This is a genomic window from Pseudomonas sp. R3-57 (genome assembly GCF_051132065.1).
GTDB lineage: Bacteria > Pseudomonadota > Gammaproteobacteria > Pseudomonadales > Pseudomonadaceae > Aquipseudomonas.
The window spans coordinates 1,063,780-1,089,179 of the sequence record NZ_CP071655.1; the positions used below are offsets into that span (position 1 = coordinate 1,063,780).

The following is a 25,400-nucleotide window of genomic DNA, read 5'->3' on the forward strand; positions in this document are numbered from 1 at the left end:
CGATTACTGCCCCAGCTTGCGCGGTTGCCAGGTCTTGATCACCAGCGTGACGTCGAGGTCGGTGCCGTGCAGCTTGATGCGCTCGGGCAACCAGTAACCATTCTGTTCGGTGTAGGCGAGGTATTCGACCTTCCAGCCATCCTGCTCAAGGCTGGCCAGACGGCTGTTTGCGTCCAGATTCAGGCGGCTTTTGCTTTCAGGGGCTGGCAGGCCACGCACCCACCACGCAAGGTTCGACACCGGCAACTTCCACCCAAGCTGTTCTTCGAGCAGCGCTTCCGGCGATTGCGCTTCGTAGCGGCCCTGATTGGCGACTTCCAGCGAGACTTTGCCCGGGCGCCCGGTCAGGCGTGCCGCGCCACGACCGAGCGGGCCGGACAGGCGAATGTCGTAATAGTCCTGACGCTGCAGCCAGAACAGCGTGCCGCTGCCGGAATCCTTCGGGGCGCGGATGCCGATCTTGCCGTCGATCTGCCAGCCATCGAGGCCGGTCAGTTGCTGTTTGTTGGCGGCCCATTGCGCCGGGCTGCCGTGACCCTCGACCGATTCGCGAGTACCAAAACCCGAGCAACCGGCGAGCAGGGCGATGAAGCTGAAAACGATAACGTGGCGCAAAAACATGGGTTAAAGAGTCTCGGATCCGGTCAGGCGCTTGATGGTGCTGCGCAGAATGGTGCTGTCGGGCTGGTCCTTGAGGAATTTGCCCCACACTTGTTTGGCTTCGCGTTGATTACCCTTGGCCCACAGCACTTCACCCAGATGCGCGGCGACTTCGTGGTCGGGGAAGCGCTCCAGCGCCTGACGCAGGTATTTCTCCGCGTCGTCCAGATTGCCCAGGCGGTAATTCACCCAGCCGAGGCTGTCGAGGACCGCCGGATCTTCCGGGTTGATCTGGTGTGCCTGCTCGATCAGGGTTTTTGCTTCAGCGTAGCGGGTGGTGCGGTCGGACAGGGTGTAGCCCAGCGCGTTGAGCGCCATGGCGTTGTCCGGGTCACGCTTAATGATCAGGCGCAGGTCTTTTTCCATCTGCGCCAGATCATTGCGTTTTTCCGCGAGCATCGCTCGGGTGTAAAGCAGATTCAGGTCGTCCGGGTATTGCACCAGCGCTTGCTGCAGAACCGTCCAGGCCTTGTCGTCGTGTTTGTTGGCCGACAGGGTTTCCGATTCGATCAGGAACAACTGGATCGCGTAATCCGGTTGTTCGTCACGCTCAGCGCCGAGTTTTCGCTGTGCTTCGGCGGTCTTGCCGTTGCTCATCAGAATGTCGGCCTGACGTAATTGCGCCGGCAGATAGTCGTTGCCCGGGCCGACCTGGGCGTACTCGATGAGCGCGCCTTGCGGATCGTTGCGTTCCTCGGCGATACGACCCAGGTTCAAGTGCGCCGAATCGACATGGCTTTCACGGGCGATCAGGTCTTCCAGATAGCCCTTGGCCTCGTCCCAGGCCTTGGCTTCCAGGCACACCAGCGCCAGCGAATAACGCAGTTCGTCGTCTTCCGGGTATTGCTGGACGAGGCTGGAGAACTCGGCCTTGGCGTCGTCCATGCGGTCCTGTTCAACCAGCATGCGCGCGTAGGTCAGGCGCAGGCGTTTGTCGTCCGGGTATTTCTTGATGCTTTTCTGCAACAGCGGCAGCGCTTCGTCGCCACGGTTGAGGATCTGCAGCAAGCGTGCACGCAGCAGAATCGGCGCGATCTCGCCGTCTTCCGGAGGATTGTCTTCGAGCAGGGCCAGCGCACCCTTGTTGTCGCCGTCCTGTTGCAGCAGCAAGGCCTTGCCGAAAATCAGCTGGCTGTTGTTCGGATGGCGCTGCAGCAAACGGTCGAAACTTTTCATCAGGCCGTTGCGGGTTTCCTGATCGGTGTCAGCGGCGGACAGCGCGAGGAAATCGAAATGGGTGTCGCCCTTGCCCTGCAGGACTTTCTCCATGTACACCATGGAGTCGTCATAACGTCCGGCGCGTGCCAGTTGCACGGCGGCGGCGCGTTGCGCTTCGAGATCGTCCGGAGCGTTTCGCGCCCAGATCAGCGCGGTATCGAGGGCCGGTTGATCGGCGCCCAGGTACTCGGCGATGCGGAAGGCGCGCTCGGAAATGCCCGGATCCTGCGTGTTGATGGCCTGGGTCACGTAGTTGTCCAAGGCAATGTCGAAGCGATTGCGCTGGCCGGCGAGTTCGGCGCTCAACAGGCTGAAAACGGTTTCCTCGCTGAACGAGCCGTAAACCTTGGGCTTTTCAGGTGCGGGCGTGGTGTCTTCGACCGACGGCGTGCCGCTCGGCGAAACGGGAGCCAAGGCCTGGCAGCCGCTGAGGAAGACAAAAGCGAGGAGCAACGCGGAAGATCTATTCATATAGGAAGAGGACGGCTAAACCTGCGGTCGGATCATCATGACACAAGCCTTCGGCCAAACATAACCGAGTCTCGATTGTGGCCATTATAGGGGCCGACAATTGGGACAATAGTCAGCGGTAGTTGTTCTGAATCTTTCGAAGTAGGACAATTGCCGGCTTCACGTCACCACCAGCGACCTTGAATGGCCTTCCTTGCACTCGGTATCAACCACAAGACTGCTTCCGTAGACGTCCGCGAGCGCGTGGCCTTTACGCCAGAACAGCTGGTGGAGGCCTTGCAGCAGCTCTGCCGACTGACCGACAGCCGCGAAGCCGCGATCCTCTCCACCTGCAATCGCAGTGAGCTTTATATAGAACAGGATCAGCTGTCGGCGGATATCGTGCTGCGCTGGCTGGCCGATTATCACAAGCTCAGTCTCGACGAGCTGCGCGCCAGTGCTTATGTGCATGAAGACGATGCGGCAGTTCGTCACATGATGCGCGTGGCTTCCGGGCTCGATTCGCTGGTTTTGGGCGAGCCGCAGATTCTCGGCCAGATGAAGTCCGCCTACGCCGTGGCCCGCGAGGCCGGCACCATCGGCCCGCTGCTGGGGCGGCTTTTTCAAGCTACCTTCAATGCCGCCAAGCAAGTGCGCACCGACACCGCGATCGGCGAAAACCCGGTGTCGGTAGCGTTTGCCGCGGTCAGCCTGGCCAAACAGATTTTCAGCGACTTGCAGCGCAGCCAGGCCTTGCTGATCGGTGCCGGCGAGACCATCACCCTGGTCGCCCGTCATTTGCATGAACTGGGAGTCAAGCGCATCGTCGTCGCCAACCGCACGCTGGAACGTGCCAGCCTGTTGGCTGAACAGTTCGGTGCCCACGCCGTGCTGCTGTCGGATATTCCGGCGGAGCTGGTGCGCAGCGATATCGTCATCAGCTCGACCGCCAGTCAGTTGCCAATCCTCGGCAAAGGCGCAGTCGAAAGTGCGCTGAAGCTGCGCAAGCACAAACCGATTTTCATGGTTGATATCGCGGTTCCCCGCGATATCGAACCTGAAGTCGGCGAGTTGGACGACGTTTACCTGTACAGCGTCGATGACCTGCACGAAGTGGTCGCCGAAAACCTCAAGAGCCGCCAGGGCGCAGCGCAGGCGGCGGAAGAGATGGTGTCGGTCGGCGCCGACGATTTCATGGTGCGCCTGCGCGAATTGGCGGCAGTCGACGTGCTCAAGGCCTATCGTCAACAGAGCGAACGCCTGCGCGACGAAGAGCTGCAAAAGGCCCTGCGCCTGCTGGCCAACGGCGGCAACGCTGAAGATGTGCTCGGGCAACTGGCCCGTGGCCTGACCAACAAATTGCTGCATGCGCCCAGCGTGCAGCTGAAAAAGCTTTCTGCCGAAGGCCGCCTCGATGCGCTGGCCATGGCTCAGGAACTCTTTGCCCTTGAGGGCTCACCGGATAGTTTTTCGGATAAAAAACCGCAATGAAAGCGTCACTGCTCAACAAGCTGGACATCCTCCAGGACCGTTTCGAGGAACTGACCGCGCTGCTCGGCGACGCCGAAGTCATTTCCGATCAGGTGAAATTTCGCGCCTATTCCAAGGAATATGCCGAACTCGAGCCGGTCGTGCAGGCTTATAAAAAGCTGCTCAGCGTACAAAGCGACCTTGAAGGCGCACAGGCGCTGCTCAAGGACAGCGACCCGGACATGCGCGAAATGGCCGTGGAAGAAGTCCGCGAAGCCAAGGAATTGCTGATTACTCTGGAATCCGACCTGCAGCGCATGTTGCTGCCCAAGGATCCCAACGATGGCCGCAACGTGTTCCTCGAAATTCGCGCCGGCACCGGTGGCGACGAGGCGGCGATTTTCTCCGGCGACCTGTTCCGCATGTACTCGCGTTACGCCGAGCGCCGTGGCTGGCGCGTGGAGATCCTCTCGGAAAACGAAGGCGAACACGGCGGCTATAAAGAAGTCATCGCGCGCATTGAAGGCGACAACGTTTACGGCAAGCTGAAATTCGAGTCCGGCGCGCACCGCGTACAGCGCGTACCGGCCACCGAATCCCAGGGCCGGATTCACACTTCGGCGTGCACCGTGGCGGTGTTGCCAGAGCCGGACGAGCGCGAAGCCATCGAGATCAACCCGGCGGATTTGCGTGTCGACACCTACCGCTCCTCCGGCGCCGGTGGTCAGCACGTCAACACCACCGACTCGGCGATTCGCATCACCCACATACCGACCGGCACCGTGGTCGAGTGCCAGGAAGAACGTTCCCAGCACAAGAACCGTGCGCGGGCGATGGCGTGGCTGTCGGCCAAACTCAATGATCAGCAAAACGCCGCGGCGGCCAACGCGATCGCCAGCGAGCGCAAATTGCTGGTCGGTTCCGGCGATCGTTCCGAGCGCATCCGCACCTACAACTACGCGCAGGGCCGGGTCACCGACCATCGCGTCAACCTGACCCTGTATTCGCTGGATGAAATTCTCGCCGGTGGCGTGGAAGCGGTCATCGAGCCGTTGCTGGCCGAATATCAGGCAGATCAGCTCGCGGCGATAGGTGAATAAATGACCATCATCGCCAGCCTGTTGCGCGCCGCCGAACTGCCGGATTCGCCGACGGCGCGTCTGGACGCCGAATTGCTCCTCGCCGCAGCGTTGGGCAAATCGCGCAGCTTTCTGCACACCTGGCCCGAGCGCATCGTCCCGAGCGAGGCGGCGCTGACCTTTGCCGAGTACCTGCAACGACGCCGTGGCGGTGAGCCGGTGGCCTACATTCTCGGCCAGCAGGGCTTCTGGAAACTCGATCTGGAAGTGGCGCCGCACACGCTGATCCCGCGTCCCGACACAGAACTGTTGGTGGAAGCGGCGCTGGAACTGCTGCCCGCGACTCCGGCGAAAGTGCTCGACCTCGGCACCGGCAGCGGTGCCATCGCCCTGGCCCTGGCCAGCGAGCGTCCGGCGTGGCAAGTGACGGCGGTGGATCGCGTGCTCGAAGCCGTCGCGTTGGCCGAACGCAATCGCCAGCGCCTGCACTTGAACAACGCCACGGTGCTGACCAGCCACTGGTTCAGCGCGCTGGCTGGTCAGCGCTTTCAACTCATCATCAGCAACCCGCCATACATCGCGGCGGCCGATCCGCATCTGGTCGAAGGCGATGTGCGCTTCGAGCCGGCCAGTGCACTGGTCGCCGGTGAAGACGGTCTCGACGATCTGCGTTTGATCGTCGCCCAGGCGCCGGATCATCTCGAAGCCGGTGGCTGGCTGATGCTCGAACATGGCTATGATCAGGCCGAAGCCGTGCGCGATCTGCTGCTGACCCGTGGTTTTACCGAAGTTCACAGCCGCACCGATCTCGGTGGTCATCAACGCATCAGTCTGGGGCGCCTGCCGTGCTGAATGATCAGGAATTGCTGCGCTACAGCCGGCAGATTCTGCTGCAACACATCGACATCGACGGGCAGATGAAGCTCAAGGACAGCCGCGTGCTGATTGTCGGCCTCGGTGGTCTTGGTGCGCCGGTTGCGTTGTATCTGGCCGCTGCCGGTGTCGGTGCATTGCATCTGGCGGATTTCGACACCGTCGACCTGACCAACCTGCAGCGGCAGATCATTCATGACACCGACAGTGTCGGCATGAGCAAGGTCGACTCGGCGCTCAAGCGCTTGGGCGCGATCAATCCCGAGATTCAGCTGATTGCCCACCGTCAGGCGCTCGACGAAGATTCACTGGCAGCTGCGGTGACGGCGGTGGATCTGGTCCTCGACTGTTCGGATAACTTTTCCACCCGCGAGGCGGTCAATGCGGCGTGCGTGGCGGCGGGTAAACCGCTGGTCAGCGGCGCGGCGATTCGCCTGGAAGGGCAGTTGTCGGTGTTCGACCCGCGGCGTGCCGAGAGCCCGTGTTATCACTGCCTGTACGGGCATGGCAGCGAGGCCGAACTGACTTGCAGCGAGGCGGGCGTAGTCGGGCCTTTGGTCGGTCTGGTTGGCAGCCTGCAAGCACTTGAAGCGTTGAAGATGCTGGTCGGTTTCGGCGAGCCGCTGGTAGGGCGCCTGCTGCTGATCGATGCCCTCGGTTCGCGTTTCCGCGAATTGCGCGTCAAGCGTGACCCAGGCTGCAGCGTCTGTGGTTCGCACCATGCGTGAAGCGCCGGTCGGCGTGTTCGATTCCGGTGTCGGCGGCTTGTCGGTACTGGCTGAAATCCAGCGCTTGCTGCCCAATGAATCGCTACTCTATGTCGGCGATTGCGGGCACATTCCCTACGGTGAAAAAACGCCGGAATTCATCCGTCAGCGCTGCAGTGCGATGGCCGGTTTTTTTCGCGAGCAGGGCGCCAAGGCCCTGGTGCTGGCCTGTAATACCGCGACCGTGGCCGGTGTGGCCGATCTGCGCCGGGATTTTCCCGAGTGGCCGATTGTCGGCATGGAACCGGCGGTCAAACCTGCTGCCGCCGCAACCCGTAGCGGTGTGGTCGGCGTGCTGGCCACCACGGGCACCCTGCAGAGCGCCAAGTTCGCCGCGCTGCTTGATCGCTTCGCGGCTGACGTGAAGGTCATCACTCAGCCGTGCCCGGGGCTGGTCGAGCTGATTGAAAACGGTGAACTACACAGCCCGCAGTTGCGCATGTTGCTGCAAGGTTACGTCGCGCCATTACTGGCTCAGGGCTGCGACACAATCATTCTTGGCTGCACGCACTATCCCTTCCTCAAGCCGCTACTTAAAACGATGATCGGCGACGATATCAGCCTGATCGATACTGGTGCTGCAGTGGCCCGGCAACTGCAACGGTTGCTCGGTGAACGTGATCTGCTTGCCGCAGGCCCAAGCCAGCCTGTGAAGTTCTGGACCAGCGCCGATCCGGTGTCCTTCAGAAAAATCCTGCCGATGCTGGGCCAACCCGCCGCGGATGTGCAAAACTTCGACTTGTAAAAAAAATGTGAAATAAGTCGAAATAAGCTGAACTTCTGTTCGAGCGCAGATTTCTATAGCGACAGCAGCAACTAAAAACCAAACGATCGTTCCGGAAAAGGAAGTTTCAAAGTGAAGCGACTATTCTGCTTGGCCGCGATTGCGGCCGCACTGATGGGGCAAAGCATTTCTGCACAAGCCGCTGGCGTTGAATTCGCCGTTGGCGGTACCAGCGATTCGACCATGACTTATCGCCTGGGCATGAATTTCGACTGGGACAAGAGCTGGCTGCAGAGCGATGTTGGTCGCCTGACCGGCTACTGGAGCGGGGCTTACACCTATTGGGAAGGTGACAAAACCTCCAGCAACAACAGCCTGTCGTTCTCGCCTGTTTTCGTTTACGAATTTGCCGGCCAGTCGGTCAAGCCGTACGTTGAAGCGGGGATCGGTGTGGCGTTGTTCTCCAACACCGAATACGAAGACAACAAACTCGGCGGCTCCTTCCAGTTCGAAGACCGCATCGGTTTCGGCCTGCGTTTCAATGGCGGGCATGAAGTCGGGATTCGCGCGACGCACTATTCCAACGCCGGTTTGTCCAGCGATAACGATGGTGTAGAGAGTTACGCGCTGCATTACACGATGCCGCTGTAAGCACTACGCAGCTCCCCTTGTAGGAGTGAGCCTGCTCGCGATAGCGGAGTGTCAGCCAAGCAATTTTTGACTGACACACCGCTATCGCGAGCAGGCTCACTCCTACATTGGTTTGTGGTGTTTGAAAAGTCAGCGGTAGGCAGTGCTGATGCCTTTGCGTTCCTCAAGGCACTCCGGTGCACCCATTTCGAATTCGCGGCAGATCAGCGGGCGTTTTTCGTAGATCGTGCACATCATGCTGTCGCGATCCAGCGCTGCGCACCAGCCGTCGTCCAGACGCAGCATCACTTCGCCGCCCCATTCATCGGTATCGATAAAACGCTCAGGCACACCGGTGTCGGTGATCAGCATCACTTCGAGCTGGCAACAGCAGGCTGCGCAGGTCGAGCAAGTGACAGCCGGTTCGGCGATTTGTTGGTGAGGGATGGTTTTCATGGCGCCAGTGTAAGGCAGCGGCCGCTGTGCGTGTGAAAGCGCTGACAGACGCTCACTGCGCCAGGCGCCGGGCCATCGCGTGCAGCAACGGAAACACCAGCGCCCACAGCACACCGATGCCGATCAGCGTTGGCCACTCGCCGTAGGGAAATTGCACTCCGGCCAGGCGCCCTCCTGCGTAGTACGACAGTGCACCGCCGACGGCCCCCAGCGCGCTGGCCAGCCACCACGGCCGAGCACTCCATTGCAGACAATGGCGCAACGTTGTCGCGAGCAATGCCCAGAGCAACATCAGCCACAGCGGAATCAGCGGCGATTCGTCGCTGAACTCGAACACGCCCAACGCGCGCAAAACACTGTCCAGCGCCGTGCCGACAATCACCACGCTGAGCACCAGGCGCCCCTCGGCCGCCCAACTGCTGAGCCAGCGCAGATGAATCACCAGCACCGCCAATGCCAGCAGCAACCACAGACTGTTGCCGCCGATCACGCAGGTCAGCCAGCCGAACTGGAACAGCACGGCGTTGGCGACATTTTTAAGCATCGAAGCGCCCAAGCAGCGGCGCGGTGATCGCCGCCGGTTTCGCCAGCAGCAGTTGCGCAGTGCCAATCGCGCGCTCGAGGAAACCACCCTCGCAGTAGCACAGATAGAACTCCCACAAACGCAGGAAATAATCGTCGTAGCCCAGCTCGGTCAAACGCCCATGGGCGTGGCGAAAGTTCTCGTGCCACAGACGCAGGGTGCGCGCGTAATGCAGGCCGAAATCTTCCATGTGCAACAGGTTCATGTCGGTGTCGCGGCTGACCACATCGAGCATCTTCTGCACGCTGGGCAAGGCGCCGCCAGGGAAGATGTAGCGCTGGATGAAATCGACATTGCGGCACGCCTGTTCGTAGCGCTGTTCACGAATGGTGATGGCCTGGATCAGCATCAGCCCGTTGCTCTTGAGCAACTGCGCGCACTGCTTGAAGTAGGTCGGCAGGAAGCGATGGCCGACCGCTTCGATCATCTCGATCGACACCAGTTTGTCGTATTGCCCGGTGAGGTCGCGATAGTCCTGCAACAGCAGCGTGACGCGGTCTTGCAGGCCCAGTTGTTCGATGCGTTGCGCGGTGAATGCGTACTGCTCTTTCGACAGGGTCGTGGTGGTCACGCGGCAGCCGTAATGCTGCGCGGCGTAAAGCGCCATGCTGCCCCAACCGGTGCCGATCTCCAGCAAGTGATCGCCGGGTTGCAGGGCAAGCTTCTGGCAGATGCGCTGCAGTTTGTTCAGTTGCGCCTGTTCGAGGCTGTCCTCGGCACTCAGGAATTGCCCGGCCGAGTACATCATGGTCGGGTCGAGAAATTGTTCGAACAGGTCATTACCCAGGTCGTAGTGCGCGGCGATGTTTTTCTGCGAACCCTTGCGCGTGTTGCGGTTGAGCCAGTGCAAACCTTGCACCAACGGCCGACTGATACGCGCCAGGCCCCCTTCCATTGCATCGAGCACGTCGAGGTTGCTGACGAACACGCGCACCACCGCGGTCAGATCCGGCGAACTCCAGTAGCCGTGAATGAATGCCTCGCCCGCGCCAATCGAACCGTTGCCGGCGACCATGCCCCAGAGTGCTGGATCGTTGACGTGGATTTCCCCCAGCAGCGTGCTGCCCGGAGTGCCGAACAACAGGCGTTCGCCATCCTCGACCACCAGCAGCTGTCCGTGTTTAAGCAAGCTCAATTGGCGCAAGACGCCACGGCGCAACAGCGACCCGGTCAAACCGTTGGTGCTGAGCCAACCGGCCGACAGACTAGAGGATTTCATGGCGGTGCTCCTTGGGAGACACAGTGGCGGTTTGAAAGCTGCCGTCGGCAGTCTGGTGGGAGAAAATCGGCGCACGCTTGAGCAACAGGCGCAGCGCCTGCCAATAAATGGCCAAAGCGGTTTTTGCGGTCATCCACGGAAAGCGCCGCAGGTAGCGGTGCAGGCTGTGGCGATCGAGGCGTTCGCGTTGCAGATTGAGCGTGGCGTCGAACAGTTTCTGCTCACCCTGCCAGTCGGCCATGTGCACGCCGAGGTTTTGCGCGGCGGGGCTGAAGCTCATGCGGTATTCGAGATCGCGCGGCAAAAACGGCGACACATGAAAAGCCTTGGCCACGGCGAAGTGCTGATGAAAATCGCCCAGACTCAGCGGTGCGCGCGCCGGCAGCACGTAGTGATAGCGCTCGCGCCACGGTGTGTTGGTAACTTCGCAGACAATCGCCGCCAGTTGCCCGTCCGCCTCATGGCAGTAAAAGAAACTCACCGGGTTGAACGACAACCCCCAGCTGCGCACTTGGGTCAGCAGGCAGATCGAACCCTGCGGCTCATGGCCGATGGCCGCGCCGACCTGTTGGCGCACCGCATCGATCAGGCGCATGCCCTGGCCGGTGAAGGCCTTGAGGTAGTCGGTCTCGCGGAAGGAAAACGGCGCAAAGCGACTGCGCCCGGCCAGCGGCGACAGGGCTAGAACGGCGTCCTGCTCGCTCAGGTCGAGATACAGCAAGCCGATGCGATAGCGGAATTCATGGCGGCGCGGCGAGAAACGCCGGTGGCCGATCCAGCCGCTGTACAGGGCGCTGTTCATAGGGTTTCCCCGAACGCGGCGGCCACGCGCAACCCGCTGACCACGCCGTCCTCGTGAAAACCGTTGGCCCAATAGGCGCCGCAATAATGCGTGTGCTGCGCGCCGTCAAGTTCGCCCCAGCGTTCCTGTGCTGCCACAGCCGCCAGGCTGAACTGAGGGTGCGCGTAGGTGTAGCGCGCAAGCACCTTGTCCGGGCTGATGCCGGCGCTCTGGTTGAGGCTCACGCAAAACGTGGTGTCGCTTTGTATGCCCTGGAGAATGTTCATGTCGTAGGTGACGGCGGCGTGGGTGTGGCCGGCGCCGCTGAGCCGATAGTTCCAGCTCGCCCACGCCAGTTTGCGTGTCGGCAGCAGGCGCGTGTCGGTGTGCAGCACCACTTCGTTCTCGGCGTAGGGCAGGGCGCCGAGGATTGCCCGTTCGGCATCGCTGGGTGTCGCCAGCAGTTTCAGTGCCTGATCGCTGTGGCAGGCAAACACCACGCGGTCGAAGTGTTCGATGCCGGCCGGGCTGTGAGTGACCACGCCGTGGGTGTCGCGATCGACGCGGGTCACCGCGCAGTTGGTGCGAATGCGTTCCTTGAACGAGGCGGTCAGCGGCGCGATGTAGGCGCTCGAACCGCCCTCGACGACCTGCCATTGCGGACGGTCGCTGACCGACAGCAGTCCATGATTCTTGAAAAAGCGCACAAAGAACTGCAGCGGGAAATTGAGCATTTCCGCCATCGACATCGACCAGATCGCCGAGCCCATCGGCACGATGTAATGCAGGATGAAACGCTCTCCGTAGCCGCCGGCCTTGAGGTATTCGTCCAGCGTGGTATCGGCGGCGATGCGCAGTTCGAGCAGGTCGCGCTGGGCTTCTTTGTTGAAGCGCAGAATGTCGCGCAACATGCCCCAGAACCCCGGCGACAACAGGTTGCTGCGCTGGGCAAAAAGACTGTTGAGATTGTTGCCGTTGTATTCCAGACCGGTATCGGGGTCGTTCACCGAGAAGCTCATCTCGGTCGGTTTGAACGCCACCCCGAGTTGCCCGAGCAAGCGGATGAAGTTCGGGTAGGTCCAGTCGTTGAACACGATGAAACCGGTGTCCACCGCATAGTCACGCCCGTCGACCGTGACCGGCACGGTATGCGTGTGGCCGCCGACCCAGTCGCTGGCCTCGAACACCGTGATGTCGTGGCGGCGATTGAGCAGGTAGGCGCAGGTCAGCCCGGCGATGCCGCTGCCGATAATGGCGATTTTCATGTCGGGTCCGTCAATGGCGGGGATTTGCGCACCATGCGTTTGCCGATCGCCAGTTGCACACGCGACGGCAGCTTCGACAGCGGCCACAGCGCCGCCATGAACAGCGCCGGAAAAGCGATCTCCAGTGGCCGGTCCTTGAGCTTGGCGAAGATGTGCCGCGCGGCTTTATCCACAGGCCAGCTCAGCGGCATGGGGAAATCGTTTTTCGCGGTCAGCGGCGTTTCGACGAAGCCGGGGCTGACCACGGTGACCTCGATGCCCTCGTCGGCCAGATCAATGCGCAATGATTCAAACAGGTAGCGCAGGCCAGCCTTCGACGCGCCATAGGCTTCGGCCCGTGGCAGCGGCAGGTAAGTCACCGAACTGGCGACGCCGACCAGATGCGGCGCGGTGCCTTTGCGCAGCAGGGGCAGGGCGGCTTCGATGCAGTAGCTGCTGGCGAGCAGATTGGTGCGCACCACGTGCTCGATGATCGATGAGTCGAACTGTTTCGCGTCGACATACTCACAGGTTCCGGCGTTGAGGATCACCGAATCCAGCGAGCCCCAGTCTTCGGCGATCTGCTCGCCGATCTCGCGCACGGTCTGGCTGTTGGTCAGGTCGCCAGGCACCACCAGCACTTGACCCGGATAGCGTTGCGACAAGACTTTCAGCGGCGCGGTCTGCCGCGAGCTCACCGCCAGGTGCGCGCCGGTTTTCAGAATTTCCTCAGCCAGTGCCGCGCCGATGCCACTGCTGGCACCGGTCAGCCAATAACGCCGTGGAGGTGTACGACTCATCCCATTCTCCTTTTTAGCCAGGCGATGACCCGGCCCAATACGGGTAAATGCTCATACAGCAGCGCCCCGGCATCGAAATAATCCCGATGGCGATAAACCTTGTCGTGCCACAGCAAATGCGAGCAGCCGCTGACGCGAATCACTTGCCCGCTCGCCAGACGCGGGTGGCGATAACTCATGACCCAACGCAAGTAGCCTTCGCCCTCAGCGATCTGGTCGTAACCGTGAAAATCGAAGCGCAGTTCGCTGACATTGGCGTACAGCTCGTTGAAGTAATCGCGCAATTGCTGCAAACCCTGCACTTCGTGCAATGGGTCGGTGAAATGAATGTCATGGCTGTACAGCTCGCCGAGGCGCTCCAGGTTGTCTTTGTTCAAGGTGGAAAATTGCCCGGCGAAGCGGTACAGGAATTCACTCATCACGGCCTCCGGCTGGCTGGCGCGACGGCAGGTTCTTGAACGCGGCCAAGGCACGCTCGCGCGAGGTGCTGAGGTTGACGATCGGCGCCGGGTAATCCGCCACGCCGAACAAGCCGCCGAGTTTGGCCGGGTTGTGCACGTCTTTTTTGTTCAGACCGGCCAGCTCCGGCAGCCAGTGCTTGATGAACAAGCCTTCGCTGTCGAATTTTTCCGACTGGCTCAGCGGATTGAAAATGCGGAAGTACGGTGCCGAATCGGTGCCGGTCGATGAACTCCACTGCCAGCCACCGTTGTTCGCCGCCAGATCGCCATCGATCAGATGACGCATGAAAAAGCGCTCGCCTTCGCGCCAGTCGATCAGCAGGTTCTTGGTCAGGAACATCGCCACGACCATGCGCAGACGATTGTGCATCCAGCCGGTTTCAAGCAATTGGCGCATCGCCGCGTCGATGATCGGCAGGCCGGTGCGCGCCTCTTGCCAGGCGGCCAGTTCGGCCGGCGCGTCACGCCAGGCCAGTGCTTCGGTTTCCGGGCGAAACGCGCGATGGCGCGAGACCCGCGGATAACCAACCAGAATGTGTTTGTAGAATTCGCGCCAGAGCAGCTCATTGATCCAGGTGACCGCGCCGACCTTGCCGCTTTCGAATTCGCCCTGATTGCTGTGCAGCGCGGCATGCAGGCACTGACGCGGGGAGATCACCCCGGCCGCCAGATAAGCTGAGAGCTGGCTGGTGCCGGGTTTCGCCGGGAAGTCACGCTCGCTCTGGTAATAGTCGATTTGCGCGTCGGCGAAGCTGTCGAGACGGCGGCGGGCTTCGTCTTCACCGGCCGGCCACAGCGCTTGCAGGGTTTGGCTCGGGGTGGCGAAACCGTTGATCGATGCGGGAATCGGATCGCTGCTGATGTGCAGCGCGGCTTGTTTGCCGGGTGCCTTGACCAGCGCCGGCAACGAGTGGTGCAGGCGTTCGTAACAGACCTTGCGAAACTGGCTGAACACCTGAAAGTACGTCTCGGTCTTGGTCAGCACGGTGCCGGGTTTGAACAGCAACTGATCGAGGTAGCTATGGAATTCGATGCCCGCGGCTTGCAGCGTTTGGTTCACGGCGGCATCGCGGCGACTTTCATGGACGCCGTATTCCTCGTTGACGTGGACTGCCTGAATTCCTAGCTCCTTGCACAGTTTCAGCAGTTGCGCGGGTGCCTGATCCCAATGCGTCGCGGTGCGAATCAGCAGAGGAATGTTCAGCGCGGCGAGGCTTTGGCTCAGGACGGTGAGGTTGCGCAACCAGAAATCGACCTTGCACGGCGCATCGTCATGTTCCTGCCATTGCTGCGGGCTCAGCAGGTACACGGCCACCGTCGGCCCGCGCGCAGCGGCGGCGGCCAGGGCGGTGTTGTCATGTAGGCGCAAGTCGCAGCGCAGCCAGATCAATTGCATGTCGGAACTCACCGCGTCCATTTAGATCAATCCACGCTGAACCAGTGCCTGGTGGGCCAGAAGCACATCTTCTGCCAGGAGCACATCAGCCATCTCGGAGGCTTTTACGGATAACTCTGTGTGGTGGATGCATACCGTTGGTCCGGCGATCATTTTCGGGCAGTTGATGCCATTGAGCAGCTTCGGTAACTGCCCAAGGTTCATGGCTTTGCTGGAATACAGCAGCACGCCGCGCGCCTGCAGATGTTCCACCGCCAGCGCCAACTCGGCGGCGGGCAGTGGCCAGTCGAACACTTGCACCGGGCAATCGGCACTGCTGATCAGCCACGCGCACAGCCACAGATGCGGTTCCAGTGGCAGGTCGGAATGGTTGATCAACAGCAACGGCGCGCCGTGGAACTGGCGGTTGTTGTGGTAGATGCGGGTGCCGAACTTGCTGCGCAGCCAGGAATAGAAGAACACCCGCTCCATCTGCGCGCCGAACTGGCCCTGCCAGCGCTGCTCCAGTTCTGTCAGCAGCGGCATCAGCAACTGCTCGCACAGGGTGCGTGGCGGGTACAGCGCCATGGCTTGATTGACGCTGTCGTCGAGCAAGCGCTCGTTGAGTTGGGTGACTGCGGTCATCAGCGTCTGGTGCAATCGCTGCCAGTCGTTCTCCACCGTTTCGCTGAACGCCTGCGGCGTGTCCAGCAACGGCTTGACCTGACTGACCGCGACGCCGCGGTTGAGCCAGGTGAGGATCGCCAGAATTCGCTGCACATGTTCAGCTGAATACAGGCGATGGCCCTTGGGCGTGCGCTGCGGCACGACCAGCCCGTAACGACGCTCCCAGGCACGCAGGGTGATCGCGTTGACGCCGGTCTGCCGTGCGACTTCGCGAATCGGCAACCAGCCCTCGTCGAGGGCCTTTTTGAAGTCGGCGCCGAGATCTTCCTGGGCGCTGCTGTCGGTTTTATCGTTCATTAGATAGCGTTTCGCAGACTGAGGTTTTCCGGGTGCGGTTGCAGGTAAACCTGCTGCGCAATGTACGGATCCGGATGGAGGCGAAAGTGATGCTTGAGCAGGGTCAGCGGCACCACCAGCGGCACGATGCCCTGGCGGTACTGGCCAATGACGTGCTGCATTTCTTTTTTGTCTTCGGCGCTCAGCGATTGTTTCAAATAACCGCTGATGTGCAGCAAGACGTTGCAATGGGTGCCACGGGTTGCGCATTTCTTCAGGGCGGCCATCAGCTCGCTGAAATAGCGCGGGCCGAGTTCGGCCGGATCGCTGTCGGCCATGTTGCCCAGCAGTTTGCCGAGGGCTTTGTATTGCAGCGGGTTGTGCGCCATCAGCAGGTATTTGTAACGCGAGTGGAATTCGGTCAGGACGCGGCGGCTCAGGCCTTGTGCAAGCACTTGCTGCCAGGCGCTGTAGGCGAGTACGCGGGTGATGAAGTTTTCGCGCAGGACCGGGTCGTTCAGGCGTCCGGCTTCTTCTACAGGCAGGTCGGGATGCTCTGCGCAGAAGGCCTGGGCGTAAATGCCGCGACCGCCGCCGTTCACCGGGGCGCCGTTGGCGTGGTAGACCTTGACGCGCTCGAGGCCGCAGGAGGGTGATTGCTGCATGAAAATGTAGCCGCAGAGGTCGTTGAGTTCGGCGGCCATCTGCTTGCCGTATTCAGCCAGCGGGGCGGTGACGTTGATCGCCGGGTTTACCGTGCCGACGGCTTGTGGGTGGTCGGGGTCGCCGACCAGGCGGATCGGTTCGCGGGGGATGCCCATGCCGATGGCGACTTCGGGGCACAGCGGGGTGAAGTCGAAATACTCGGTGAGGGTGCGGCTGCACAGGCGCGATTCCTTGTGTCCGCCGTTGTAGCGCACTTCGGCGCCGAGCAGGCAGGCGCTGATGGCGATTTTTGGCTTGGACGTGGGGGTAGCGGACATGGGCACCTCGCGATCTATACCTGTACAGTGGGTTTTGTCTGTACAACTTTTTGTCAGCATAGATAGGTTGGTGTACAAGTCAAATACTTTGTACAAGATTTTTGCGGTTGAAACGGTGGTGGTGGTGGTGGTGGTGGTGGTGGTGGTGGTGGTGGCTTTTCTGTGGGAGCTTGCCTGCAAGCGATGGCTTTCTTTCAGGCGGTGAGTTTTGGGTACATATCCGTTGCTGCGGTAACGGCGGCTTAGGGTTCCGCCCTGACGGCGGGTCACCTTTTTCAAACGCCAAAAAGGTAACCCAAAACGCTTGCTCCTACGTACGGCCCTCGCAGGCTCGGGTCCCTTCGCTCCGGGATCGATCCGGGCGCAGCGGCTACGGTTTGCTGCGCTGCACCTACTTCCGCTGTGTACGACTTCGTCGTACGGTCGCTGCGCTCCCACGCCCGGATCAATCCCTGCGCTCAGCCTTCCGACGTCGCCGGTGTGTCAAAAGCAAGATCAAAAGCACGCGAGCTTGCGCTCATTGTTGAGTGGTGAAGAGCAGAGCGGTTCGCTTGGGATTTGTGGTGGCTTTACCCCTCACCCCAGCCCTCTCCCGAGGGAGAGGGAGCCGATTTGTGGGCATTTCAAAGTCTGAGTTCAACTTGATATTTCATGTCGGCGTATTTCTCCCATCCACCACGGTCAGTCCCCTCCCCTACGGGCGGTCCGACGTTTCGGGAGGGCTAGGGTGAGGGTTGGCTTTTGCTTTGCCCCGGGAGAATGGCCAGGCCTGATCTGAAGGACCTCTAGTTCATCGCGAGCGGACTGTCTTGCGCAGGTCGAGCGCGTTCGAACTGAAAGAATGCGATCAGATGTGGGAGCTTGCCTGCAAGCGATGGCTTTCTTTCAGGCGGTGAGTTTTGGGTACATATCCGTTGCTGCGGTAACGGCGGCTTAGGGTTCCGCCCTGACGGCGGGTCACCTTTTTCAAACGCCAAAAAGGTAACCCAAAACGCTTGCTCCTGCGTGCGGCCCTCGCAGGCTCGGGTCCCTTCGCTCCGGGATCGATCCGGGCGCAGCGGCTACGGTTTGCTGCGCTGCACCTACTTCCGCTGTGTACGACTTCGTCGTACGGTCGCTGCGCTCCCACGCCCGGATCAATCCCTGCGCTCAGCCTTCCGACGTCGCCGGTGACGCAAGATCAAAAGCACGCGAGCTAACGCTCATTGTTGAGTGGTTAGAGGCGGGTGGTTGGCTTGGGATTTGCGTTGGATTCGCCCCTCACCCCAGCCCTCTCCCGAGGGAGAGGGAGCCGATTTGTGGGCCGTTCAGAATCTGCATTCGACTTGGTACCCGAGGCGGGCGTACCTCAGCCAAATACCACGATCTGTTCCCTCTCCCTCCGGGAGAGGGCTAGGGTGAGGGTTGGCTTTTGGCTGTGTCCGTGAAAGTGGCTACCGGGCTGATTTGCGGGACGAGCGGGTTATCGTCCATCGCCCGCGAGCTCGCACAGGTTTATTTCCAGCCGAGAATCCACCGTTCGGCATTCTTCAGCACTTGCCATTCCATCCGCTCACTGCGCTTGGTCAGCACGGCCTGCAGTTCGATTTCCAGTACGGTGCCTTCTTCGTCGCGGAACAGTTCGGTGACGAGGAAGTGTTTTTCGCGGTGTTGTGGCTGTGCTGCTGTCCATTTCGACAGCAGCAGTTTGCTGGGGTTGAGGCGGTTCATTGCAGGTGTTCGTGCAGGCGGCGGGCGGCTTCCTGGCCGCTGAGCCAGGCGCCTTCGACGCGGCCGGACAGGCACCAGTCGCCGCAGGCGTACAGGCCGAGGTCGGCGTCGGCGAGGGTGCCCCATTCGTGGCCGGTGGCGGGGCGGGCGTAGAGCCAGCGGTGGGCGAGGCTGAAGGTGGGCGCGGGCATGGCGCTGTGCAGGAGTTCGGCGAAGGCGCCGTGCAGGTGTTCGATCACCGCTTCCTTGGACAGGTCGATGTGTTGCCGGCTCCAGGCGCTGGTGGCGTGCAGCACCCAGGTGTCGAGGGTGGTATCGCGTCCGGGTTTGCTGCGGTTGCGGGCCAGCCAGTCGAGTGGGCTGTCTTGCACGAAGCAGCCTTCGATCGGGGTGTCCAGTGGGGTCTCGAAGGCCAGGGCGACGGCCCAGGTCGGGTCCATTTTTACCCCGGCGGCGGCTGCGGCGAGTTTCGGTGCGGCAGCAAGCAGGGCGGTGGCTTGCGGTGCCGGTGTGGCGATCACGACGTGGCTGAACGGACCGTGGGTGAAGCCCTCGGCGTCCTGTAAATGCCAATGTTGTTCGCCACGAAACACTTCGGTGATGCGGCAGGCGAACTGCGCGTTCAGGCCGTCGAGCAGGCCACGGGTGATGGCGCTCATGCGGGGTGCGCCGACCCAGCGGGTCTGCTCGTCCGGGGACATGTTCAGTTGCCCGCCCTGATACGAGTAGAGCTGCGGCGCCCACTCGGCGACCCAGCCCTGGCTCTGCCAGCGCTGCACTTCGGTGACGAAGCGACGGTCGCGGGCGGTGAAGTACTGCGCGCCGAGATCCAGCGAACCGGCGTCGCTGCGTTTGCTCGACATGCGTCCACCGCTGCCGCGGCTTTTGTCGAAGAGTTGCACGGTGTGCCCGGCCTCTGTCAGAGCCTGGGCGGCGGAGAGTCCGGCGATGCCGGTGCCGATGATTGCGATAGGTACAGTCATAGGGGCCTCGTTTACCTTTCTGTACAGACTACGCCGTCGATGAAACCTGTACAATTATGTTTTTTGGTATAACTTCTGCCATTCTCGTTTCGTTAGCTTGGCCTATGGTTAAACAATAGAGCCCGCCCGATGGAAAAGATCCCTGCTTATAAAAATAGACTAGTGATCCGGGTTAAATGCCATGCGAGGAAGATGTCATGCACATATTGCTGACCGGCGGTACTGGTTTGATCGGACGTCAGCTCTGCCGCCATTGGCTGGAGCAGGGCCATCGCCTGACGGTATGGAGTCGCAAGCCCGAAACGGTGGCGAAGATCTGTGGCGCGTCGGTGCGCGGCATCGCTCGCCTGGAAGACCTCGGCGAGGAGCCGCTGGACGCGATCGTCAATCTGGCCGGCGCGCCGATTGCCGATCGGCCCTGGACGCATCGGCGCAAGGCGTTGCTGTGGAGCAGCCGGATCAAGCTCACCGAAAGCCTGTTGACCTGGCTTGAGACGCGCACGCAAAAACCAGCGGTTCTGATTTCCGGCTCGGCGATCGGCTGGTACGGCGACGGCGGGGAGCGCGAGCTGACGGAAGAGTCGCCGCCGGTGATTGACGATTTCGCCAGTCAGTTGTGCATCGCCTGGGAAGAAACGGCCCTGCGTGCGGAGAATCTGGGTATGCGCGTGGTGCTGGTGCGAACCGGTCTGGTGCTGTCGGCCGAGGGCGGCTTTTTGTCGCGCCTGCTGTTGCCGTTCAAGCTGTGTCTGGGCGGGCCATTGGGCAACGGGCGGCAGTGGATGCCGTGGATTCATATCAACGACCAAATCGCCCTGATTGATTTTCTTCTGCACCGCGAGCAGACCAGTGGTCCTTATAATGCCTGCGCACCGAAACCGGTGCGCAATCGCGAATTCGCGCAGACGCTGGGCAGCGTGTTACACCGCCCGGCGTTCATGCCAATGCCGACGCTGGCGCTGAAAGTCGGCCTCGGCGAGATGTCATTATTGTTGCTCGGCGGTCAAAAGGCCATGCCGGTACGCTTGCTGGAAGCGGGCTTCACTTTCCAGTTCACGGATTTACGCGCGGCTCTGGACGATCTCTCCAGCCGCCTCTGAAATAGGACGTTGCATGACCGATCACGCCTTGCTTCTGGTCAACCTGGGTTCCCCGGCCTCGACCTCGGTGGCCGATGTGCGCCGCTACCTCAATCAATTTCTGATGGACCCGTACGTCATCGACCTGCCATGGCCGGTGCGGCGGCTGCTGGTGTCGCTGATCCTGATCAAGCGCCCGGAGCAATCGGCGCATGCCTATGCTTCGATCTGGTGGGAGGAGGGTTCGCCGCTGGTGGTGCTCAGCCAGCGTCTGCAACAACAAATGACCCAAACCTGGAAGCATGGCCCGGTCGATCTGGCGATGCGTTATGGCGAGCCGTCGATTGAAACCTGCCTGCTGCGTCTGGTGAAGGCCGGGCACAAGAAGATCACCCTGGCGCCGCTGTATCCGCAGTTCGCCGACAGCACCACCACCACGGTGATCGAAGAAGCCCGACGCGTTTTGCGCGAGCACAAGCTCGATGTGCAGCTGTCGATCCTGCAGCCGTTTTACGACCAGCCGGAATACATCGATGCGCTGGTAGCCAGCGCTCGCCCGCATTTGCAGCAGGATTTCGATCACTTGCTGCTGAGCTTCCACGGCTTGCCGGAGCGGCATCTGACCAAGCTCGATCCGAGCGGCAATCATTGCTTGAAAGGCGCCGATTGCTGCCAGACCGCGTCGCCGGCGGTGCTGGCGACCTGTTACCGCGCGCAGTGTTTCCGCACCGCCGCCGAGTTCGCCAAAAGCATGGGCCTGGCGGACGGCAAGTGGTCGGTGTCGTTTCAGTCGCGCCTGGGGCGGGCAAAGTGGATCGAGCCGTACACCGAAGCGCGGCTGGACGAACTGGCAAAAAGCGGCGCGAAAAAGATTTTGGTGATGTGCCCGGCGTTCGTTGCCGACTGCATAGAAACGTTGGAAGAGATCGGCGATCGCGGCAAGGAGCAGTTCCGCGAAGCGGGGGGCGAGGAGCTGGTGCTGGTGCCCTGCCTGAATGATGACCCGCAATGGGCCAAGGCCTTGGCAACGCTCTGCGAACGCGCGCCGCTGGCCCTCTGATAATCGAGCCCGGCTGACCGGATGATCGTTCCCACGCTCCGCGTGGGAACGCAGCCCGTGACGCTCCGCGTCACTGGACGCGGAGCGTCCCTAGAGGCATTCCCACGCAGAGCGTGGGAACGATCATGGGACAGGTTTAGATCAGCGGCTCATCCGCTTTCTTCTGCTTCCAGCCGTCATTGCCCGGCAGGATCAGGTTCAGCGCAATCGCCACCACCGCGCACAGCGCGATGCCTTTGAGACCGAAGTCGTCAGGGCCGGTGCCGGTGCCGACCAGCACACCGCCAATGCCAAACACCAGCGTCACCGAGACGATCACCAGATTGCGTGCTTCGCCCAGGTCGATCTTGTGGCGGATCAGGGTGTTCATCCCCACCGCAGCGATCGAACCGAACAACAGGCACAGAATCCCGCCCATCACCGGCACCGGAATGCTCTGCAGCAACGCGCCGAACTTGCCGATGAACGCCAGGGTGATGGCGAAGATCGCCGCCCAGGTCATGATTTTCGGGTTGTAGTTCTTCGTCAGCATCACCGCGCCGGTCACTTCGGCGTAGGTGGTGTTCGGCGGACCGCCAAACAGCCCGGCAGCGGTGGTGGCGATGCCGTCACCGAGCAGGGTGCGATGCAGGCCAGGCTTTTTCAGATAATCGCGACCGGTCACGCTGCCGACCGCAATCACCCCGCCGATGTGCTCGATCGCGGGCGCCAGGGCCACCGGAACGATGAACAGGATCGCCTGCCAGTTGAACTCCGGCGCGGTGAAGTGTGGCAGGGCAAACCAGGGCGCCGCCGCAATCTTCGCGGTGTCGACCACGCCGAAATAGAACGCCATGGCAAAACCGACGAGTACGCCGGAAATGATCGGCACCAGACGGAAGATGCCTTTGCCGAACACCGCCACGATCAATGTGGTCAGCAGCGCCGGCATCGAAATCAGCATCGCGGTCTGGTAGTCAATCAGTTCAGAACCATCGCCAGCCTTGCCCATCGCCATGTTCGCGGCAATCGGCGCCATGGCCAGGCCGATGGAGATGATCACCGGACCGATCACCACCGGCGGCAGCAGACGGTCAATGAACCCGGTGCCTTTGATCTTCACGGCCAGGCCGAGGAAGGTGTAGACGAAACCGGCCGCCATCACCCCGCCCATGGTCGCGGCGAGGCCGAACTGGCCCTTGGCGAGAATGATCGGGGTAATGAAGGCGAAGCTCGACGCGAGAAACACCGGCACCTGACGCCCGGTGACGATCTGGAACAGGATCGTGCCCAGACCGGCGGTAAACAGTGCCACGTTCGGGTCCAGGCCCGTGATCAGCGGCATCAGCACCAGCGCGCCGAACGCCACGAACAGCATCTGCGCGCCGGACAGCACCGTGCGCCAGAGCGGATCGTTGAACTCTTGCTGCATGCTTACGCGTCCTTCTGCTTGGTGCCGAAAATCTTGTCACCGGCGTCGCCAAGCCCAGGAATGATGTAGCCATGCTCGTTCAAGCGTTCATCGATGGACGCGGTGTAGATGGTCACGTCCGGGTGCGCCTTTTCGACGGCGGCGATGCCTTCTGGCGCGGCGACCAGCACCATGGCGCGAATGTCGCGGCAACCGGCCTTCTTCAGCAGGTCGATGGTCGCGACCATGGAACTGCCGGTGGCGAGCATCGGGTCAATGATCATCGCCAGACGTTCGTCGATTTCCGGCACCAGTTTTTCCAGGTAGGTGTGCGCTTGCAGGGTTTCTTCGTTGCGGGCAACGCCCACGGCGGACACCTTGGCACCCGGAATCAGGCTGAGCACGCCTTCGAGCATGCCGATGCCGGCGCGCAGGATCGGCACCACGGTGATCTTCTTGCCGGCGATCTTTTCCACCGACACGGTGCCGCACCAGCCGGCGATGTCGTAGGATTCGAGCGGCAAATCTTTGGTAGCTTCGTAGGTCAACAGGGCGCCGACTTCCTGAGCGAGCTCACGGAAATTCTTGGTGCTGATGTCAGCGCGGCGCATCAGGCCGAGTTTATGGCGGATCAGCGGATGGCGGATCTCGAGAATGGGCATGGAAAAACTCCGGCGGCGGGCAAAAAAACCGGCCTAGATTAATCTATCCGAGGGTGATGTCCTATAGGACATACAGTACGTTAGTCCATAAAGGCTTGATTCAGCCGTTGCGGATGCGTACCTTTGCCCGCTTTTCCGAATCCGAAGCCCCCCTGGAGAGCGCCATGTCCGCTGATCTCGAGCATATCCGTCAAGTCATGCGAGAGGCTGACTGCCTGTACACCGAAGCTGAAGTCGAGGCGGCCATCGCCCGTGTCGGTGCACAAATCAACGAACAACTGGCGGACACCAACCCGGTGGTGTTCTGCGTGATGAACGGCGGCCTGATCTTCTCCGGCAAACTGCTGACGCATCTGCAGTTCCCGCTGGAAGCGTCCTACCTGCATGCGACCCGTTATCGCAATGAAACCAGCGGCGGCGACCTGTTCTGGAAAGCCAAGCCGGAAGTCTCGTTCATCGACCGCGACGTGCTGATCATCGACGACATCCTCGACGAAGGTCACACCCTGGGCGCGATCATCGACTTCTGCAAACACGCCGGCGCGCGCAAAGTGCACACCGCCGTGCTGATCGACAAGGACCACGACCGCAAGGCGCGTCCTGACCTGAAAGCCGATTTCGTCGGCCTGCCGTGCATCGACCGCTACATCTTCGGTTACGGCATGGACTACAAGGGTTACTGGCGCAACGCCAACGGGATCTACGCCGTTAAAGGCATGTAATCCCTAGCATCCCCCAATCCCTGTGGGAGCGGGCTTGCCCGCGATGGCGGAATGTCTGACACATTGATGTTGGATGTGCTGACGCTATCGCGGGCAAGCCACGCTCCCACAGGGATTTTTGTATGCTGATTCTATTTCGTACACCCATGCTAGAGTGCTCGGCCCCGCCCCTCCGGAGCCTGTCATGCGCCTCTTGTCCCGCAGCCTTGCCGCGCTGTTGCTGTCCCTCAGCCTGCCGTTGTCCGCCGCGCCGATGCACAGTCAATTCCTGCCGCCCGACGATCTGACCGTGCGCGATGCCGAGCCCGAGCAGCAACAGCTGATGCAGGTCAGCGAGTACTCGGTGGTGGTCGGTGCACAGCGCCAATCCAACCAGCAGCCGATTCCGGTCACCTCCTCGTTGTTGATCCGCCTCAAGGGCAAGTCGCTGAACAAGGGCGCAACCATCAATCAGGTATTGGTGAGTTTTGACGGCGAAAGCAAAAGCCTGAAAAAACCCGCTTACGACGACAAGAGCAAAACCCTGACGCTGTTTTATCCGCTCGCTCAATACCGCGTGGTGATGGATTTGCTGCGCAACGACACCGTGTATGTGCAGTTCCTCAGTTACGCCAACGGCCACATCTGGGCCGATTTGCACACCGGTGCAGTGCGATCGCGTTGAGCAGGGCGGCCGGGCAGGGGTAAACTGCCCGCCCCGTGTCATGTCTGCGAGCTGGAGTCGGCAATGCGTAAAGATAAGAAACAAGTGATTGGTGACGAGATCGGCGATGAGCAGATCAAGCTGTTCCTCGATTTTGAGCCGGTCGACGCCACTTCGCCGTCGCTGCACAAACTGATCAAGGCGTATCGCGGTCTGCGCATCGATGACTTCGAGCGCTTTCTGGGCTTCTTCGTCGCGGCCGGTTACGACGTTGATGGCAAGGACGCGCAGGGCAAGACCTTCGTTGAGCTGATCGCCGATCAGCGCAACGCCCCGGACTACATCGAGTTGATCGACAAGGCTCGCGGCTGAGGCATTCGATACATTTGCCAAGGCATAAAAAAACGCCCCGCAC

General features: G+C 61.2%; 28 protein-coding genes. 12 read left to right on the top strand and 16 right to left on the bottom strand.

Annotated features, from left to right (window positions below):
- Positions 1 to 3 precede the first annotated feature (3 nt).
- Both lolB and J3P93_RS04970 read right to left on the bottom strand, forming a co-directional pair.
- Positions 4 to 621 carry a lipoprotein insertase outer membrane protein LolB gene (gene lolB / locus J3P93_RS04965; protein ID WP_434595561.1) on the bottom strand — a complete coding sequence of 206 codons (618 nt, stop codon included), beginning with the start codon at positions 619 to 621 and terminating at the stop codon, positions 4 to 6.
- Positions 622 to 624: 3 nt separating this feature from the next.
- Positions 625 to 2,349, bottom strand: coding sequence for a tetratricopeptide repeat protein (locus tag J3P93_RS04970; protein WP_206416571.1), 1,725 nt, complete (start codon positions 2,347 to 2,349; stop codon positions 625 to 627).
- Positions 2,350 to 2,532: 183 nt separating this feature from the next.
- On the opposite strand from J3P93_RS04970, the gene hemA reads away from it, so the two are divergent.
- The 6 genes from hemA (at position 2,533) to J3P93_RS05000 (ending at position 7,892) form a co-directional block, all read left to right on the top strand.
- Positions 2,533 to 3,819, top strand: coding sequence for a glutamyl-tRNA reductase (hemA, locus tag J3P93_RS04975; RefSeq protein WP_093098369.1), 1,287 nt, complete (start codon positions 2,533 to 2,535; stop codon positions 3,817 to 3,819).
- Positions 3,816 to 4,898, top strand: coding sequence for a peptide chain release factor 1 (gene prfA / locus J3P93_RS04980; RefSeq protein WP_434595563.1), 1,083 nt, complete (start codon positions 3,816 to 3,818; stop codon positions 4,896 to 4,898). The genes hemA and prfA overlap by 4 nt, the downstream gene beginning before the upstream one ends.
- Positions 4,899 to 5,729: a peptide chain release factor N(5)-glutamine methyltransferase gene (prmC, locus tag J3P93_RS04985; protein ID WP_434595565.1), complete on the top strand. Its 831-nt coding sequence runs from the start codon at positions 4,899 to 4,901 to the stop codon at positions 5,727 to 5,729.
- Entirely contained in the window at positions 5,723 to 6,478 is a 756-nt protein-coding gene (locus J3P93_RS04990; protein ID WP_434595567.1) for a molybdopterin-synthase adenylyltransferase MoeB, read from the top strand. The genes prmC and J3P93_RS04990 overlap by 7 nt, the downstream gene beginning before the upstream one ends.
- Positions 6,471 to 7,262: a glutamate racemase gene (gene murI / locus J3P93_RS04995; protein WP_434595569.1), complete on the top strand. Its 792-nt coding sequence runs from the start codon at positions 6,471 to 6,473 to the stop codon at positions 7,260 to 7,262. The genes J3P93_RS04990 and murI overlap by 8 nt, the downstream gene beginning before the upstream one ends.
- Positions 7,263 to 7,373: 111 nt before the next feature.
- On the top strand, positions 7,374 to 7,892 hold the full coding sequence (locus J3P93_RS05000; RefSeq protein WP_203419470.1) for an acyloxyacyl hydrolase: 519 nt from the start codon (positions 7,374 to 7,376) through the stop codon (positions 7,890 to 7,892).
- A gap of 129 nt (positions 7,893 to 8,021) precedes the next feature.
- On the opposite strand, the gene J3P93_RS05005 is transcribed toward J3P93_RS05000, so the two are convergent.
- From J3P93_RS05005 to J3P93_RS05050, 10 genes are read right to left on the bottom strand one after another with little or no spacing between them, the layout of a single operon-like run.
- On the bottom strand, positions 8,022 to 8,327 hold the full coding sequence (locus J3P93_RS05005) for a YkgJ family cysteine cluster protein (RefSeq protein ID WP_434595571.1): 306 nt from the start codon (positions 8,325 to 8,327) through the stop codon (positions 8,022 to 8,024).
- A 52-nt stretch (positions 8,328 to 8,379) separates the two neighbouring features.
- Entirely contained in the window at positions 8,380 to 8,871 is a 492-nt protein-coding gene (locus J3P93_RS05010; protein ID WP_434595573.1) for a DUF2878 domain-containing protein, read from the bottom strand.
- Positions 8,864 to 10,129: a class I SAM-dependent methyltransferase gene (locus J3P93_RS05015; protein WP_434595575.1), complete on the bottom strand. Its 1,266-nt coding sequence runs from the start codon at positions 10,127 to 10,129 to the stop codon at positions 8,864 to 8,866. The genes J3P93_RS05010 and J3P93_RS05015 overlap by 8 nt, the downstream gene beginning before the upstream one ends.
- Complete coding sequence (locus tag J3P93_RS05020) at positions 10,116 to 10,931, bottom strand: DUF1365 domain-containing protein (RefSeq protein WP_336355437.1); 816 nt, start codon at positions 10,929 to 10,931, stop codon at positions 10,116 to 10,118. The genes J3P93_RS05015 and J3P93_RS05020 overlap by 14 nt, the downstream gene beginning before the upstream one ends.
- On the bottom strand, positions 10,928 to 12,175 hold the full coding sequence (locus J3P93_RS05025) for an NAD(P)/FAD-dependent oxidoreductase (protein ID WP_434595577.1): 1,248 nt from the start codon (positions 12,173 to 12,175) through the stop codon (positions 10,928 to 10,930). The genes J3P93_RS05020 and J3P93_RS05025 overlap by 4 nt, the downstream gene beginning before the upstream one ends.
- The gene (locus J3P93_RS05030) at positions 12,172 to 12,954 is read right to left on the bottom strand and encodes an SDR family NAD(P)-dependent oxidoreductase (RefSeq protein WP_434595579.1); all 783 of its coding nucleotides are present in this window, start codon (positions 12,952 to 12,954) and stop codon (positions 12,172 to 12,174) included. The genes J3P93_RS05025 and J3P93_RS05030 overlap by 4 nt, the downstream gene beginning before the upstream one ends.
- Entirely contained in the window at positions 12,951 to 13,373 is a 423-nt protein-coding gene (locus J3P93_RS05035; protein ID WP_434595581.1) for a nuclear transport factor 2 family protein, read from the bottom strand. The genes J3P93_RS05030 and J3P93_RS05035 overlap by 4 nt, the downstream gene beginning before the upstream one ends.
- On the bottom strand, positions 13,366 to 14,811 hold the full coding sequence (gene phrB / locus J3P93_RS05040) for a deoxyribodipyrimidine photo-lyase (protein WP_434598291.1): 1,446 nt from the start codon (positions 14,809 to 14,811) through the stop codon (positions 13,366 to 13,368). The genes J3P93_RS05035 and phrB overlap by 8 nt, the downstream gene beginning before the upstream one ends.
- A 21-nt stretch (positions 14,812 to 14,832) precedes the next feature.
- Positions 14,833 to 15,774, bottom strand: coding sequence for a MerR family transcriptional regulator (locus J3P93_RS05045; protein ID WP_434595583.1), 942 nt, complete (start codon positions 15,772 to 15,774; stop codon positions 14,833 to 14,835).
- Entirely contained in the window at positions 15,774 to 16,736 is a 963-nt protein-coding gene (locus tag J3P93_RS05050) for a YbgA family protein (protein WP_434595585.1), read from the bottom strand. Before J3P93_RS05050 ends, J3P93_RS05045 begins: the two co-directional genes overlap by 1 nt.
- A 70-nt stretch (positions 16,737 to 16,806) precedes the next feature.
- On the opposite strand from J3P93_RS05050, the gene J3P93_RS05055 reads away from it, so the two are divergent.
- Positions 16,807 to 16,941 (top strand): hypothetical protein, encoded by a 135-nt coding sequence (locus tag J3P93_RS05055; protein WP_434595587.1) that lies wholly within the window; start codon positions 16,807 to 16,809, stop codon positions 16,939 to 16,941.
- Between the two features lie 1,289 nt (positions 16,942 to 18,230).
- On the opposite strand, the gene J3P93_RS05060 is transcribed toward J3P93_RS05055, so the two are convergent.
- Positions 18,231 to 18,446 (bottom strand): TIGR02450 family Trp-rich protein, encoded by a 216-nt coding sequence (locus J3P93_RS05060; RefSeq protein WP_434595589.1) that lies wholly within the window; start codon positions 18,444 to 18,446, stop codon positions 18,231 to 18,233.
- Entirely contained in the window at positions 18,443 to 19,429 is a 987-nt protein-coding gene (locus J3P93_RS05065) for an NAD(P)/FAD-dependent oxidoreductase (protein WP_206416601.1), read from the bottom strand. The genes J3P93_RS05060 and J3P93_RS05065 overlap by 4 nt, the downstream gene beginning before the upstream one ends.
- A 197-nt stretch (positions 19,430 to 19,626) precedes the next feature.
- On the opposite strand from J3P93_RS05065, the gene J3P93_RS05070 reads away from it, so the two are divergent.
- Both J3P93_RS05070 and hemH read left to right on the top strand, forming a co-directional pair.
- Entirely contained in the window at positions 19,627 to 20,529 is a 903-nt protein-coding gene (locus J3P93_RS05070) for a TIGR01777 family oxidoreductase (RefSeq protein ID WP_434595591.1), read from the top strand.
- A 13-nt stretch (positions 20,530 to 20,542) separates the two neighbouring features.
- Entirely contained in the window at positions 20,543 to 21,568 is a 1,026-nt protein-coding gene (hemH, locus tag J3P93_RS05075) for a ferrochelatase (protein WP_434595593.1), read from the top strand.
- 136 nt (positions 21,569 to 21,704) lie between these two features.
- On the opposite strand, the gene J3P93_RS05080 is transcribed toward hemH, so the two are convergent.
- Positions 21,705 to 22,979, bottom strand: coding sequence for a uracil-xanthine permease family protein (locus J3P93_RS05080; protein ID WP_434595595.1), 1,275 nt, complete (start codon positions 22,977 to 22,979; stop codon positions 21,705 to 21,707).
- A gap of 2 nt (positions 22,980 to 22,981) precedes the next feature.
- The gene (gene upp, locus J3P93_RS05085) at positions 22,982 to 23,620 is read right to left on the bottom strand and encodes a uracil phosphoribosyltransferase (protein WP_090286199.1); all 639 of its coding nucleotides are present in this window, start codon (positions 23,618 to 23,620) and stop codon (positions 22,982 to 22,984) included.
- Between the two features lie 164 nt (positions 23,621 to 23,784).
- Here upp and J3P93_RS05090 point away from each other — a divergent pair, with 164 nt between their 5' ends.
- The 3 genes from J3P93_RS05090 (at position 23,785) to J3P93_RS05100 (ending at position 25,357) form a co-directional block, all read left to right on the top strand.
- Positions 23,785 to 24,342, top strand: coding sequence for a hypoxanthine-guanine phosphoribosyltransferase (locus J3P93_RS05090; protein ID WP_090286198.1), 558 nt, complete (start codon positions 23,785 to 23,787; stop codon positions 24,340 to 24,342).
- 184 nt (positions 24,343 to 24,526) lie between these two features.
- Complete coding sequence (locus J3P93_RS05095) at positions 24,527 to 25,006, top strand: hypothetical protein (protein ID WP_434595597.1); 480 nt, start codon at positions 24,527 to 24,529, stop codon at positions 25,004 to 25,006.
- A 63-nt stretch (positions 25,007 to 25,069) separates the two neighbouring features.
- Positions 25,070 to 25,357 carry a PA4642 family protein gene (locus J3P93_RS05100; RefSeq protein WP_434595599.1) on the top strand — a complete coding sequence of 96 codons (288 nt, stop codon included), beginning with the start codon at positions 25,070 to 25,072 and terminating at the stop codon, positions 25,355 to 25,357.
- The last annotated feature ends 43 nt before the right edge of the window (positions 25,358 to 25,400 follow it).